Origin of the sequence: Janthinobacterium sp. GW458P (assembly GCF_002127585.1) — a bacterium.
Taxonomy (GTDB): Bacteria; Pseudomonadota; Gammaproteobacteria; order Burkholderiales; family Burkholderiaceae_D; genus Janthinobacterium.
On the sequence record NZ_NEGZ01000002.1, the window covers coordinates 63,217 to 76,505 of the forward strand.

The window sequence follows — 13,289 nt, forward strand, 5'->3', positions numbered from 1 at the left end:
ACCCCAGCCCCGCGCTTTGGCTGAATTAATACTCGCGTGGTGTCGTTCCGTAGTAACTATGGATGGAATTGGCCCACGTGGTATCGGCCATGTTCGGCCAGTTATCCGTATCGAAGCCGGGGGCGTTTTCGATGCGCTCCTTGTCGACGTTCAGGGTGAAGCGCTTGTTGACGGTGTCGAGCAGCAGCGCTTCCCAGGGCACGGCGAACAGCTTTTCGCCGATGGTGAAGACGCCGCCGTGCGACATGACGGCGTAGGCGATCTTGCCGCTGCGCATGTCGATCATGATTTCCTTGATTTCGCCCAGGTGTTCATCCCTGGCGTTGTGCACATGGTCGCCGATCAGGGTGTCGGCACCCATCAGTTCAGGGCCGGGGCCTTTGTGGCCGCGGTTGACATACATGCCGTAGGCGTCGCGTTCTTCGTAGCTCATGATGGACCTCCTGTTGAAAATGCCAGTCTGCGGCCTGGGAGCGGCAGGGTCTGTTCGCTCGCCCACACAAAGTATGGAATTGGAAAGATTTCAATTATTGCTATCGGGTAATTTTGTTGTGCGTAGACAGCAGGAGGGCGGGGGATAGTCGGTATTTGGCGCAAATTTCCGCGTGCGGGGGGCGACGCAGGCGGGCTTTAGTGTATAATTTCAATTTCCCGCACGTGCCGTTCGGCACCATCTGCAATGACCAAATTTGTCTTCGTCACTGGTGGCGTTGTGTCCTCCCTTGGAAAAGGGATTGCCGCCGCCTCCCTCGCCGCGATCCTCGAATCGCGCGGCCTTAAAGTCACCATGCTCAAGCTCGACCCGTATATCAACGTCGATCCTGGCACGATGAGCCCTATGCAACACGGTGAAGTATTCGTCACCGACGACGGGGCCGAAACCGACCTCGACCTCGGTCACTACGAGCGCTTCATCTCCACCCGCATGAAAAAGGTGAATAACTTCACCACCGGCCAGATCTATGAATCGGTGATCCGCAAGGAACGCCGGGGCGAATATCTGGGCAAGACCGTGCAGGTGATTCCGCATATCACCAATGAAATCCAGGATTACATCCGCCGTGGCGCCGAAGGCTACGACGTGGCCCTGTGCGAAATCGGCGGCACCGTCGGCGATATCGAATCCTTGCCCTTCCTAGAAGCGGCACGCCAGCTGAGCCTGCGCGCCGGCCGCAAGAATACGGCCTTCGTCCACCTGACCCTGGTGCCTTACATCGCCTCGGCCGGCGAACTGAAGACCAAGCCGACCCAGCACTCGGTGCAAAAGCTGCGCGAAATCGGCATCTTGCCCAACGCCTTGCTGTGCCGCGCCGACCGCGCCATCCCGGAAGACGAGCGCGCGAAAATCTCGCTGTTCTCGAACATCGAGGAAGACGCCGTCATTTCCGTGTGGGACGTCGACACCATCTACAAGGTGCCGCAGATGCTGCACGACCAGGGCCTCGACAAGATCATCTGCGACGCGCTGGACCTCGACCCGGCGCCGGCCGACCTGTCGATCTGGAGCAAGCTGATCTACACGATGGAGCACCCGAAGGCGGAAGTGACCGTCGGCATGGTCGGCAAGTACGTCGAACTGACGGAATCGTACAAGTCGCTGATCGAAGCGCTGCGCCACGCCGGCATCCACACGGAAAGCCGCGTCAACATCGAGTACATCGATTCGGAAGAAATCGAAACGACCGGTTGCGACAACCTGGCCAAGTACGATGCCATCCTGGTGCCGGGCGGCTTCGGCAAGCGCGGCGTGGAAGGCAAGATCAAGGCGGCCCAGTTTGCCCGTGAAAACAAGATCCCTTACCTGGGCATCTGCCTGGGCATGCAGGTGGCCCTGATCGAATACGCGCGCAACAAGGCTGGCATGCCGAACGCGAATTCGACCGAGTTCGACCTTGATACGGATCAACCTGTCGTTGCACTGATCAATGAGTGGCAAAACCACGATGGTAAAGTCGAGTTGCGCGATGAAAACTCGGACCTGGGCGGTACCATGCGCCTGGGCGCGCAGACCTGCGCCGTCAATCCGGGCACCCTCGCTTCCGAGATCTACGGCAGCGTGGTGACCGAGCGTCACCGCCATCGCTACGAAGCCAATAATCACTACCTGGCCCGTGTCGAAGCGGCTGGCCTGATCGTCTCGGCCCGCACGCCGAGCGAAGATTTGTGCGAAATCATGGAATTGCCGCGCACGGGTGAAAATGCCCACCCATGGTATATGGGCGTGCAATACCATCCCGAGTTCAAGTCGACGCCACGCACCGGTCATCCGCTGTTTACCTCGTTCATCAAGGCAGCGCTGGCGCACAAGGAAGCCAACGCCGCCGCAGAATAACGCGGGTCGCTTGCGACAGTATTACCCGTAAGACAGCTCCCGGCCAGATCGTTCCCGCCGGGAGTTTCTTTGCCCCCTTTGTGCAATTGCGCATCAGAACGCAGTGTGCAGCCCCTGTTACGCTTAACTTTGGAGAATGACATGAGTGCTATTGTTGATATTATCGGTCGCGAAATCCTGGACTCGCGCGGCAACCCGACCGTCGAATGCGACGTGTTGCTGGAATCGGGCGTGATGGGCCGTGCGGCCGTGCCGTCGGGCGCCTCGACCGGTTCGCGCGAAGCCGTGGAATTGCGCGATGGCGACGCCAAGCGCTACTTCGGCAAGGGCGTGCTGCAAGCATGCGAAAACATCAATACCGAAATCTCCGAAGCCATCATGGGCCTGGACGCCAATGAACAGGCGTTCCTGGACCGTACCCTGATCGACCTGGACGGCACGGAAAACAAATCGCGCCTGGGCGCCAACGCCATCCTGGCCGTCTCCATGGCCGTGGCCAAGGCTGCCGCCGAAGAAGCGGGCTTGCCGCTGTACCGCTATTTCGGCGGTTCGGGCGCCATGCAGATGCCGGTGCCGATGATGAACGTCATCAACGGCGGCGCGCACGCCGACAACAACCTGGACATCCAGGAATTCATGATCATTCCCGTGGGCGCCCCGTCGTTCAAGGAAGCCGTCCGCTACGGCGCGGAAGTGTTCCACACGCTGAAAAAGATCCTGCACAAGAAGGGCCTGAACACCAACGTGGGCGACGAAGGCGGTTTCGCGCCATCCTTGGCCAACCATGAAGAAGCCATCAAGCTGATCATCCAGGCCATCGAAGAAGCGGGCTACGAGCCAGGCACGCAGATCGCCATCGGCCTCGATTGCGCCGCGTCCGAGTTCTACAAGAACGGCAAGTACGAAATGGAAGGCGAAGGCCTGAGCCTGACGGCCACCGAGTTCACCAACCTGCTGGCGACCTGGTGCGACAAGTACCCGATCATCTCGATCGAAGACGCGATGCACGAAGGCGACTGGGACGGCTGGGCGATCCTCACCCAGGAACTGGGCAAGAAAGTGCAACTGGTCGGCGACGACCTGTATGTCACCAACACCAAGATCCTGAAAGAAGGCATCGCGAAAGGCATCGCCAACTCGATCCTGATCAAGATCAATCAGATCGGCACGCTGACGGAAACTTTCGCCGCCATCGAAATGGCCAAGCGCGCCGGCTACACGGCCGTCATTTCGCACCGCTCGGGCGAAACGGAAGATTCGACCATCGCCGATATCGCCGTGGCCACGAACGCCCTGCAGATCAAGACCGGCTCGATGTCGCGTTCGGACCGCATGGCCAAGTACAACCAGCTGCTGCGTATCGAGGAAGACCTGGGCGACATCGCCACCTACCCTGGCCGCGATGCGTTCTATAATCTGAAGTAAGCTGCTGTAAAACCCACTGGCCGGCCGGAGATGTTCCGGCCGGTTTTTTAACTGAATGCCCCATGCGCCTCATTACGCTCGCTCTGGCAGCCCTGCTGCTGCTGATCCAATTTCCCCTCTGGCTGGGTAAAGGCGGCTGGCTGCGCGTTGCCGACATGGAAGCCCAGGTGGCGGTGGCGAATAAAAAGAATATGGAATTGAAGGCGCGCAACGCCAAGCTCGAGTCCGAAGTGCGCGACCTGAAGGACGGCACGGGCGCCGTCGAGGAGCGTGCCCGCTATGAGCTGGGCATGGTCAAGCAGAATGAGATTTTCGTGCAGATCGTGCGCAAGGGCCAGACCCCGCCACTGCTGGAAACGCCGGTGGACGCTGCTGCGCCACACTAAGAAGTAAGACTTCCCGCTTGCCAGCCTGGACCGATTGCCAGGCTGACATGTCAATGACTGCCTTGTTACCTTGTACTGACTACTTTGTACTGCTGCACGCGACTGGCCGCATGGCGCGGCGTGGTGCGACTGCCTTGCTGCTTGTTGATCAGAAACGGGCCTTGCCGGTCGAGATCAGGTAGAAATGGATGCCGGTAACGACGACGGCTACGGCGATCAGTGCGGTTTCGAGAAACATCATAAAAATCCTTGTGAGTAAATAGTTAGCTTAAAAAAACGTCCAGGGCCAGGCGCCCAGCCGAAGACAGTACGCACTACGGCGAGGCGCAGGCAACGCCGCCCTGGGCGTTTTTTAGCCGCGCGAGGCCAGGAAGCGCAGTTCGGAGGCCAAGTTCGGCATCAGGTGCTCGTAACGGGCCGCTTCCGAGTTCAGCAGGGCGATATCGCGCATGCTTGGACGCACATAGCGCTGGTCTTCGGCGCTGCGGACAGTGCTCGTGGCGATGACTTCCTTCTGCGCCAGTTCGCTGTATGGCTTGGAAGCGAGCAGGGCGCCCAGGAAGGCGCGCGTGGCGCGGCCCAGGTTGCTGAAATAGTTATCGTCGTTGCTGTAGGTGTTGGTAAAAGTGGACATATGCCCTCCATGTATGGTCTGTTGTTGCATTGCACAATAATGGAGTTGGCGATATATGTCTAATTCCAAATTCCAATTTCAGAAATTCAAGAAACGAATAATAAGGGCGTAGCCGCCGGCCACGCCCTGAAAAAGAATTTGTTACGAAATGTTTATCCGGCGGCGATGCGCCCCAAGCCGGGATCATCGCTGAAAAAGCCGTCCAGTCCCGTCTCGACGTAGCGCCGCATTTCGGCCACGGAACCGGCTTCGTTGCGCGCATTGTCGCCATTGCCATCGCGGAAGTCGGCCGCCAGGAAACGGTTTTCCGGGCGGAAGGTCCACGTGTGCAGCAGCAAGCCCGCCTGGTGCGCATCGTCGACGATGGACGAGGGCTTTGCCAGGCGCTGGTCGGCGCCCAGCGCGATGACGCCCCGCGTGGGCGGCGCCACCACGTCCGCGTAGGCGGCGATGTCGCGCAGGCCGGCCGGCGAGGTCATTTGTCCAAACGTCAACTTTCCTCCCGCCTTGACGACATCCATCGGACGCACGTCGCCGCCCACCACCAGCTGCATCAGGCGCACGTTGGCGCGCCGTCCCAGCTTCTCGCGCAGGTATTTCAGATTCGCCACTTCGAAGGACTGGATTTCGATCGGCGCGCGGCGCGTGTATTCGTGCGCCAGCATGGTCGACAGGAAACGGTCTTCCAGCGCCAGGCCCCCATCGCGGAAATACGTCGAGCTTTTCAGCTCCGGCACGAGGCCGATGACGCGGCCGCTGGCGGCAGATTGCGCTGCAACAAAATCGATGATTTCTTCCCACGTGGGGATCTGGAATTGTCCATCGTATAAGGTGTTGCCGGTACGCACTTTCGGCAGCCGTTCGACGGCGCGCAGGGTCTTCAGTTCGGCCAGCGTAAAGTCGTCGACGAACCAGCCTTCGTGCCATTCGCCGTCGACCAGCTTCTTGCCGCGCCGGCTGGCGAACTCGGACCGGCGCGCCACGTCGGTGGTGTCGATCAGATTGCTTTCATGCCGGGCCACGAGGATGCCGTCGCGCGTGGCCACCAGGTCCGGTTCCACGTAGTCGGCGCCGTCGAGGATGGCCTTGGCATACGAGGCCAAGGTGTGTTCCGGGCGCAGGGCGCTGGCGCCCCGGTGGGCGAACACCAGCGGACGGGCCGGGGGCGTGGCCAGCAGGCCGGCGGCAAAGCCCGGCGCCGCCGCCAGGGCCAGGCCGCCCACGGCCGCCTGGACGAAGCTGCGGCGCGAAAAGTGCCGTTGCGGGAGGATGGGTGAGCGCATCAGAAATCCGCCGTCAGGGTCAGGAAGCCCTGGCGAGGGGCGATCGGGAAGGTGTTGTACGTCTTGTCGGCCGCGCCCACCACCACGTTCAGCGCGCCTTCGCGGTTGGCCAGGTTGCTCACATTCACGCGCCAGCGCGGGTTTTTCAGCCAGCCGGCCAGGGCCGGCAGCTTGCCCGACACGCCCAGGCCCATCAGGAAATAGCTGGGGACCGACAAATCGTTGGTGTATGTCGCGTAGCGCTTGCCCACATAGTCTCCAGTCAGCTGCACTTCGATATCGCCAAACGTAGCGGAAGCCACGAACTTGTTCAGCCATTCCGGCGAGCCCGGCACGTTCTTGCCCGCCGTCGGCACGAGTGCGGCGCCATTGTAGTAATTGTCCGAATAGCGTGAACGGTTGTATGACAGGGCATTGTAGAACGAGAAATTATTGCCGAAGTGAACAGTGCCCGCGATATCGATGCCGTCCGTGCGCACGCTGCCCACGTTGGCCAGCACGGGGTTGCCGCCGATGATGGAGGAAATCACGGGCGTCGGGCTGATCTGCAGCAAACGGTTGCTGAAATCGACGTGGTAGACGTTGACCTGGCCATCGATGGCCGTGATGGCGCCCAGGCTCAAGGCGTGGCTGCCGCGCACGCCCGCTTCATAGGTGAGGGCCGTTTCCGGCTTGGCGTCGCGCTTGAACAGATCAAACGCCGCCTGGCTCGACAAGCTCCAGGGCGAGGCGCCGCCGCCGCCGTAGGTGACGAACTGGCGCATGTTTTTCTGGATATTGAAGTACAGCTGGTCTTGCGGCGTGACATCCCAGCGCGCGCCCACTTGCGGCAGGAACCATTTTTTCGTGTTGATGGTGCCGATCGGCAAGGCCGTCGAGCCGCCGGCGATGGCGCCCTTGGCCGGCTGCACGGGGAATTGGCCATCGGCAAACTGCAGGCTGGACTTGAAGCCGGCCTGCAGGGCGATATCGGGGCGGATGCGCCATTCATCCTGCAGGTGCAGCTGCACCACCTTGTTGTCGATCTCGCTGCCGTACTGCGTGATCAAAGGATTGCTGGGGCGGTCATACGGCGAAGTGGGCTGGTTGACGTCGAGCGCATACCAGCGGCGGTAGGCGGACGAGCGGTTCTGCTCCAGCCACAGGCCCGCTTCGAGCTGGTGATTGCCGAGCTCCTTGCGCACGGTGGAAAGGAAGCCGCCGCGCTTGATGTCGTATTCCGTCGTGCGCACGGCGTAGCCGGAATTGCCGAAGACTTCCTTCAGGTTCTGTTTCGGGTAGTACACGCTGAACAGGCCCGGCAAGCCGGCCACGCCGATGGGGCCGGCCACCACGCCGGCGCCGTCATCCTTGTGGTAATACATCTGGTTGGACCAGGTCATGCCATCGGACAAGTTGGCGTCGAACTTGGCATACGCCAGGTAATCGGTGCGCTGCGCATCGCTGTAGTAATTGCGGTAATTATTGCCGTCGGCGGCGGGCGTGGCGCCCGTGGGCGACAGGTAATTGAGGGCCGTCTTGAAGTCCGGGTACAGGAAGGGGCGCGTGTACGGCGCGCTCGTCTCGCCCGCCACGTGCACGGTGCTGTCTTCGTTCGGCTCGATCTTGTCCGAATAGTTGAAGAACAGGGTCAGCTTGCCCGCCTCGCTGCGGTTGACGTATTTGGCGTTGACCTGGTCGCCGCCCTGGCGCGCATCGAAGTCCCAGGCCCGCGCCTCATGGTGCAGGATGGAAACATAGGCGCTGCTGCCGTCGCCGAAGGCGCCCGTGTCGTAGCGGGCAAACGTGCGCGAGGTGCGGTGGCTGCCCACCGTCTGCTGCACGCTGGCGCCCCGCGTGGCCAGCGGGTCGCTGGAATACGTCTCGATGGTGCCGCCCAGGTTGCTCGTCGAGGCCGTGGCCAGGTCGCCCGCGCCCGAGGACAGCACGACGCTGCGCACGTTCTCGCTGATGACGGCGCGCTGCGGCGACAGGCCGTTGTAGTTGCCGTACTGCTGGTCGCCCAGCGGCACGCCATCCATGGTGTAGCCGAGTTGCTGGCCGGAAAAGCCGTGCACGAACAGCGACAGGTTCTGCTCGTTGTTGCCCCATGGATCGGCCGTCTGGAAGCTGACGCCGGGCAGGGTTTGCAGGGCTTTCAGCGGGTTCGTGCCGGGCAGGATTTTCTGGATTTCATTCTTGCTCAGGGCGACCGAAGAACGCGTCTTGCGCGAGGAAATCTCCACGGTGGCCATGGGCGCATTGTCCTCGGCCGCCGGGGCAGCAGAGGCTGCCATGTCGGTAGTGGCGGACGCCACGGCGGCGGCCACGGCCGTTTGCGCCAGGGCCGGCAAGGACAGGCCTGCGGCGCAGGCGCCCAGCAAAACATGAAAGGAATGGCGGCGCAGGGCCAGCGTCAAGTGGGGTGTCATCATCAGCCTGTGGAAAATATTGGAAGCAATACAAGCTGCGCAGCGTAACGGCGGCGCGTGACGGGCTGATGACGAACTGATGACGGGACGATGACAGCGGAAACAATTGCGCCGCCTCAAGGGCGGCGCGGTAGATTCATTGCGAAAGTGTAATGATCAATTGATGCTGGCCGCTGGCGGAATCAACACCTCGGCCGGCGCATCCGTGATGAACAATTGCGCACAGTCAACCTTGTCGAAATCGTAGTGCTGGCCGCAGAAATCGCAGTTCACGCCCACATGGCCGATCTCTTCCAGGGTGCTGTTGACCTCTTCCTCGCCCAGCATCTTGAGCATATTGCCCACTTTTTCGCGCGTGCAGGTACAGTGGAAGCTCGGGTGCAGCGGGTCGAAGACGCGGATCGTCTCTTCCCAGAACAGGCGCTGCATCAGGGTGTCGATATCGGTTGACAGGATTTCCGCCTCTTTCAGGGTCGAGGCCAGCATCACGGCGCGGTTCCAGGTGTCGAGTGCGTCTTCTTCCGACACGGGCGTCGCTTCGGCCTTGCCGCCGTGGTGGGGCAGCTTTTGCAGCAGCAGGCCGCGCGAGACGGTGTCGTCCGTGGCCAGCCACAGGCGCGTGTCCAGCTGTTCCGAGCGCAGCATGTAGTTTTCGATGACGGTGGCCATGTCGTCGCCGTCCAGCGGCACGATGCCCTGGTACGGCTGCTGGCCCGGCACCTTGTCGGCCGGGTCCAGGGTGATGATGAAGCGGCCCTTGCCCGTGGCGTTGAGCAATTGCGGCACGGTGGCGCCGTCGGCAATGGCAGCGTCCGGGTCCAGCTTGGCCGTGGCGCGCAGGCGCAGGTTCGAATCGCATTCGACCACCATCAGGCGCACGGGACCGTCACCGTGGATCTGCATGATGATGGAGCCGTTGAATTTCAGGTTGGCCGACAGCAGGGCGGCGGCCGCCACCATTTCGCCCAGGACTTTTTTCACGGCCGTCGGGTAGGCGTGGCGCGACACCACTTCCTGCCAGGTGGTCGAGACGTCGATGAACTGGCCGCGCACGGCGGCGTTGTCGAAAATAAATTTTTGCAGGGTATCCTGGCCGGTGGCGGCGGCGCTGACGGCGCCCGTCGTTTCAGTCGTCATTCTCTTATCCAATCTTCTTGAGTTGCGTATTAAATAGCTGGCCGCGCTGCACATAGTTCACGGCGTTGCCTTGTAGCCTGGTGATATCGTCTGCCGTCAGGGCCCGCACGGCTTTCGCCGGTGAGCCGAGGATCAGCATATTGTCGGGAAATTCCTTGCCTTCCGTGACCAGGGCGCCCGCGCCGACCAGACAGCCCTTGCCGATCTTCGCGCCGTTCAGGACCACGGCCTGGATGCCAATCAGGGCGCCGTCGCCGATCGTGCATCCATGCAACATTGCCTGGTGGCCGATGGTGACGTTCTCGCCGATGTCCAGCGGGTAGCCGGGGTCCGTGTGCAGCACGGCGCCTTCCTGCACATTGCTGTTGGCGCCCACGCTGATGCGTTCATTGTCGCCGCGGATGGTGGCGCCGAACCATACGGAGCTGTTCGCGCCCAGGGTGACCTTGCCGATCACGTTGGCCGTGTCGGCCACAAAAGCGGAAGCATCAATCTGCGGCGCATAGTCGCCCAATTGGTAGAGTGTCATCGTTAGCCCGTGGCGGTGGTGGAAGCGCCGGGCAGGGCCGGACGCGGAAGTTACTGCGCTGCGTACGCTATTTTACGCTGTTGCAGGACAAGTCCTGCCGCCGACCGCCAATCCGGTATAATTATCGAACGGTCGTACTTTTATATGCGCATTATCTACAGACACAGCATGTGGCGCCATTCGCGCCACTTTCAAGGCAGGCATCCGATGAAACCCATGAAACTTTCCCGTTCCGAATTCATCAACATCCGCGGCGCCCGCACGCATGTGCGCCACTGGGGCCGCGAAGGCGCGCCCATACTGTTCATGGTGCACGGCTGGATGGACGTGGCCGCCTCGTTCCAGTTCGTCGTCGACGAGTTGCAGGGCGACTGGCACGTGATCGCGCCCGACTGGCGCGGCTTTGGCCTGAGCGACTACACGCAGTCCGACACCTACTGGTTCCCCGACTACCTGGCCGACCTGGACGCCATGCTGCTGTACTATTCGCCCGACGCTCCCGTCAAGCTGCTCGGCCACAGCATGGGCGCCAACGTGGCCGGCCTGTACGCGGGCGTGCGGCCGGAACGCATCAGCCGCTTCATCAACCTGGAAGGCTTCGGCATGATGGCAACGCGGCCGGAGCAGGCGCCGGGCCGCTACGCCAAGTGGCTAGCCGAATTGCGCGAGCCGCCCGCCATGCGCAGCTATCCCAGTCGGCAGGCCGTGGCCGAGCGCCTGCAAAAGACCAATCCGCGCCTGCCGGACGACCGCGCGGCCTTCCTGGCCGAGCACTGGTCGGCGCAGAACGAGGCGGGCGAGTGGGACATCCTCGGCGACCCGCAGCACAAGCGGGTCAACCCCATCCTGTATCAGGTGGAAGAGGTGATGGCTTGCTGGCGCCGCATCACGGCGCCCGTGCTGTGGGTGGAGGCCGCCGACACGAATATGTGGCAATGGATGGGGCCGAAAGCGGAGGCGCGTATCGAAATCGACAGGCGTTTGCGTTGTATCAAGGATGTGCGCTGCGAGATGATGGCGGATGCGGGCCATATGCTGCACCATGACCAGCCGGCGGAACTGGCGCGCCTGGTGGAAATCTTCCTCGCCCGAGCATGACGGGAACGCTATGCGCTTTTGACAAGCAGCGTACAATAAAAACTTCTTTCATGTAGAGCCCGTGCAGGGTATTGTTTTCGTATGCTTAAAGTCGACCTGCATTGTCATTCGAATATCTCCGACGGCGTGCTGTCACCGGCCGCCGTGGCTGCGCACGCCCGCAAGGCGGGCGTCGACGTGTGGGCGCTGACGGACCACGATGAAGTATCGGGCGTCGCCGCCGCGCGCGCGGCCGCGCTGGACCTGGGCATGCGCTTCGTGGCCGGCGTGGAAATTTCCATTACCTGGGCCGGCGAAACCGTGCACATCGTCGGCTTGCAAGTCGATGAAAACAATCCCGGCCTGGTGCAGGGCTTGCACCAGACTCGTTCGGGACGCGACGCGCGCGGCCGCGAGATTGCCCGCCAGCTGGACCTGGCCGGCATCCCCGACGCCTATGAAGGGGCCTTGAAATTCGTCGGCAACCCGGACCTGATGTCGCGCACGCATTTCGCCCGCTACATCGTGGAAACGGGCAAGTGCGCGAACATCCCCGACGTGTTCAAGAAATACTTGTCCGAAGGCAAGCCTGGCTATGTCGAGCACCGCTGGGCCACCCTGGCCGAAGCGGTCGGCTGGATACGCGGCGCGGGCGGCGTGGCCGTCATTGCCCATCCGGGCCGCTACCGCTTCAGCGACATGGCGCAAGGCGTGCTGTTCGATGAGTTCAAGCAATTGGGCGGCGTGGCCATCGAAGTCGTCACAGGCAGCCACAGTCCGGACCAGTATCCGGAATATGCGCAACTGGCCAACGCCTACGGCTTCCTCGCTTCGCGCGGCACGGATTTCCACGCGCCGGGCGAGTCGCGCGTGGATTTTGCCATGCTGCCGCCGCTGCCGTCGAATGTCACGCCCATCTGGCACGACTGGTTCTAGCTGAGAGCCAGGCAAATCTGCTGCGCGGCGCGCTTTGCGGCCGGCGATGCTCACCGTACCCAGTACGGTTGCGCTTCTCGGCCACAAATCACTGCCGCTCGCGACGATTTTCCTGGCTGCCGATGCGCTGGCGTATTGCCATAGCTGCTTGAAAATGCGCCTTTCCGTACTTATCTTTTCGTTATTCTTGTCATACATAGTCATCTGGAGCCATCGCCCATGAAACGCATCGTCCTCTTTATCGTTACCAACCTGGCCGTGATGCTGGTGCTGTCCATCGTCCTCAGCTTGTTGGGCGTGGGCAATCCGGCGCGGGGCAGCACCCTGAACCTGGGCAGCCTGATGGTGTTTTCGCTGGTGGTAGGCTTCACCGGGTCCATCTTTTCCCTGTTGATCAGCAAGCCCATGGCCAAGTGGAGCACGGGCGCGCACGTGATCGACAATCCGACCTCGTCGACGGAATTGTGGCTGGTCAATACCGTGCGCGCGCTGTCCGAGCGGGCCGGCATCGCCATGCCGGAAGTGGCCGTCTATGAAGGCGACGCGAATGCGTTTGCCACGGGTGCTTTCAAGAATTCGGCGCTGGTGGCCGTCTCGACCGGCTTGCTGCAAAGCATGAACCGCGATGAAGTTGAAGCCGTGCTGGGCCATGAAATCGCCCACGTCGCCAATGGCGACATGGTCACCTTGACCCTGATCCAGGGCGTGGTGAACACTTTCGTCGTCTTCATGGCCCGCGTGGTGGGCTTCTTTGTCGATAATGTGTTGCTGAAAAATAACAACCGCGAAGGCGGCGGGCGCGGCATCGGTTACTTCGTGACCGTGATGGTGTGCGAAGTGATCTTCGGCTTGCTCGCTTCCATCATCGTCGCCTGGTTCTCGCGCCAGCGCGAATTCCGCGCCGACGCCGGCTCGGCCAAGCTGCTGGGCAGCCCCACGCCGATGATGCATGCGCTGGCCCGCCTGGGCGGCGTGCCGCCGGGCGAGTTGCCGCAATCGATGCAGGCGCTGGGCATCAGCGGCGGCGATGGCGGCTGGGGCGCGCTGTTCGCCACGCATCCGCCGATCGAGCAGCGCATTGCCGCGCTGCGCGGCGTACAATAATGCTAACTTAACAAGCTGGTTCGCCAGAACGCTGA

Annotated in this window: 12 protein-coding genes; 6 read left to right on the plus strand and 6 right to left on the minus strand. The window is 61.9% G+C overall.

The features are described from left to right. Nucleotides 1–25: 25 nt before the first annotated feature. On the minus strand, nucleotides 26–433 hold the full coding sequence (locus CBW50_RS02440) for a PRC-barrel domain-containing protein (RefSeq protein ID WP_086144043.1): 408 nt from the start codon (nucleotides 431–433) through the stop codon (nucleotides 26–28). 246 nt (nucleotides 434–679) lie between these two features. On the opposite strand from CBW50_RS02440, the gene CBW50_RS02445 reads away from it, so the two are divergent. The 3 genes from CBW50_RS02445 to ftsB all read left to right on the plus strand — a co-directional run bounded on the left by CBW50_RS02445 (nucleotide 680) and on the right by ftsB (nucleotide 4,143). Beyond that, entirely contained in the window at nucleotides 680–2,332 is a 1,653-nt protein-coding gene (locus CBW50_RS02445) for a CTP synthase (protein ID WP_086144044.1), read from the plus strand. A 141-nt stretch (nucleotides 2,333–2,473) separates the two neighbouring features. Continuing rightward, nucleotides 2,474–3,757 (plus strand): phosphopyruvate hydratase, encoded by a 1,284-nt coding sequence (eno, locus tag CBW50_RS02450; protein ID WP_086144045.1) that lies wholly within the window; start codon nucleotides 2,474–2,476, stop codon nucleotides 3,755–3,757. A 62-nt stretch (nucleotides 3,758–3,819) separates the two neighbouring features. Continuing rightward, nucleotides 3,820–4,143 carry a cell division protein FtsB gene (gene ftsB, locus CBW50_RS02455; protein ID WP_035821182.1) on the plus strand — a complete coding sequence of 108 codons (324 nt, stop codon included), beginning with the start codon at nucleotides 3,820–3,822 and terminating at the stop codon, nucleotides 4,141–4,143. Nucleotides 4,144–4,495: 352 nt separating this feature from the next. Here ftsB and CBW50_RS02460 read toward each other — a convergent pair whose 3' ends face one another. The 5 genes from CBW50_RS02460 to CBW50_RS02480 all read right to left on the minus strand — a co-directional run bounded on the left by CBW50_RS02460 (nucleotide 4,496) and on the right by CBW50_RS02480 (nucleotide 10,137). Continuing rightward, the gene (locus tag CBW50_RS02460; RefSeq protein WP_086144046.1) at nucleotides 4,496–4,777 is read right to left on the minus strand and encodes a hypothetical protein; all 282 of its coding nucleotides are present in this window, start codon (nucleotides 4,775–4,777) and stop codon (nucleotides 4,496–4,498) included. A gap of 152 nt (nucleotides 4,778–4,929) precedes the next feature. Beyond that, complete coding sequence (locus CBW50_RS02465) at nucleotides 4,930–6,060, minus strand: glycerophosphodiester phosphodiesterase (RefSeq protein ID WP_086144047.1); 1,131 nt, start codon at nucleotides 6,058–6,060, stop codon at nucleotides 4,930–4,932. After that, nucleotides 6,060–8,474: a TonB-dependent receptor gene (locus tag CBW50_RS02470; protein ID WP_226935361.1), complete on the minus strand. Its 2,415-nt coding sequence runs from the start codon at nucleotides 8,472–8,474 to the stop codon at nucleotides 6,060–6,062. The genes CBW50_RS02465 and CBW50_RS02470 overlap by 1 nt, the downstream gene beginning before the upstream one ends. Nucleotides 8,475–8,627: 153 nt before the next feature. Next, the gene (gene hslO / locus CBW50_RS02475; protein WP_086144048.1) at nucleotides 8,628–9,608 is read right to left on the minus strand and encodes an Hsp33 family molecular chaperone HslO; all 981 of its coding nucleotides are present in this window, start codon (nucleotides 9,606–9,608) and stop codon (nucleotides 8,628–8,630) included. A gap of 4 nt (nucleotides 9,609–9,612) precedes the next feature. Then, nucleotides 9,613–10,137: a gamma carbonic anhydrase family protein gene (locus tag CBW50_RS02480; protein WP_086144049.1), complete on the minus strand. Its 525-nt coding sequence runs from the start codon at nucleotides 10,135–10,137 to the stop codon at nucleotides 9,613–9,615. Between the two features lie 216 nt (nucleotides 10,138–10,353). Between CBW50_RS02480 and CBW50_RS02485 the strand changes: the two genes are divergently transcribed. From CBW50_RS02485 to htpX, 3 genes are all read left to right on the plus strand, one after another. After that, on the plus strand, nucleotides 10,354–11,235 hold the full coding sequence (locus tag CBW50_RS02485) for an alpha/beta hydrolase (RefSeq protein WP_086144216.1): 882 nt from the start codon (nucleotides 10,354–10,356) through the stop codon (nucleotides 11,233–11,235). Nucleotides 11,236–11,316: 81 nt separating this feature from the next. Beyond that, nucleotides 11,317–12,150: a 3',5'-nucleoside bisphosphate phosphatase gene (locus CBW50_RS02490; RefSeq protein WP_086144050.1), complete on the plus strand. Its 834-nt coding sequence runs from the start codon at nucleotides 11,317–11,319 to the stop codon at nucleotides 12,148–12,150. Nucleotides 12,151–12,369: 219 nt separating this feature from the next. Then, complete coding sequence (htpX, locus tag CBW50_RS02495) at nucleotides 12,370–13,254, plus strand: protease HtpX (RefSeq protein ID WP_086144051.1); 885 nt, start codon at nucleotides 12,370–12,372, stop codon at nucleotides 13,252–13,254. Nucleotides 13,255–13,289 lie beyond the last annotated feature (35 nt).

Excerpts from the sequence above, each read along its gene's own strand:
- CBW50_RS02480 (WP_086144049.1), bottom strand. The coding sequence starts at position 10,137 with ATGACACTCTACCAATTGGGCGACTATGCGCCGCAGATTGATGCTTCC.
- CBW50_RS02465 (WP_086144047.1), bottom strand. The coding sequence starts at position 6,060 with ATGCGCTCACCCATCCTCCCGCAACGGCACTTTTCGCGCCGCAGCTTC.
- CBW50_RS02470 (WP_226935361.1), bottom strand. The coding sequence starts at position 8,474 with ATGATGACACCCCACTTGACGCTGGCCCTGCGCCGCCATTCCTTTCAT.
- CBW50_RS02445 (WP_086144044.1), top strand. The coding sequence starts at position 680 with ATGACCAAATTTGTCTTCGTCACTGGTGGCGTTGTGTCCTCCCTTGGA.
- htpX (WP_086144051.1), top strand. The coding sequence starts at position 12,370 with ATGAAACGCATCGTCCTCTTTATCGTTACCAACCTGGCCGTGATGCTG.
- CBW50_RS02485 (WP_086144216.1), top strand. The coding sequence starts at position 10,354 with ATGAAACTTTCCCGTTCCGAATTCATCAACATCCGCGGCGCCCGCACG.
- CBW50_RS02490 (WP_086144050.1), top strand. The coding sequence starts at position 11,317 with ATGCTTAAAGTCGACCTGCATTGTCATTCGAATATCTCCGACGGCGTG.
- CBW50_RS02440 (WP_086144043.1), bottom strand. The coding sequence starts at position 433 with ATGAGCTACGAAGAACGCGACGCCTACGGCATGTATGTCAACCGCGGC.
- CBW50_RS02460 (WP_086144046.1), bottom strand. The coding sequence starts at position 4,777 with ATGTCCACTTTTACCAACACCTACAGCAACGACGATAACTATTTCAGC.
- ftsB (WP_035821182.1), top strand. The coding sequence starts at position 3,820 with ATGCGCCTCATTACGCTCGCTCTGGCAGCCCTGCTGCTGCTGATCCAA.
- eno (WP_086144045.1), top strand. The coding sequence starts at position 2,474 with ATGAGTGCTATTGTTGATATTATCGGTCGCGAAATCCTGGACTCGCGC.
- hslO (WP_086144048.1), bottom strand. The coding sequence starts at position 9,608 with ATGACGACTGAAACGACGGGCGCCGTCAGCGCCGCCGCCACCGGCCAG.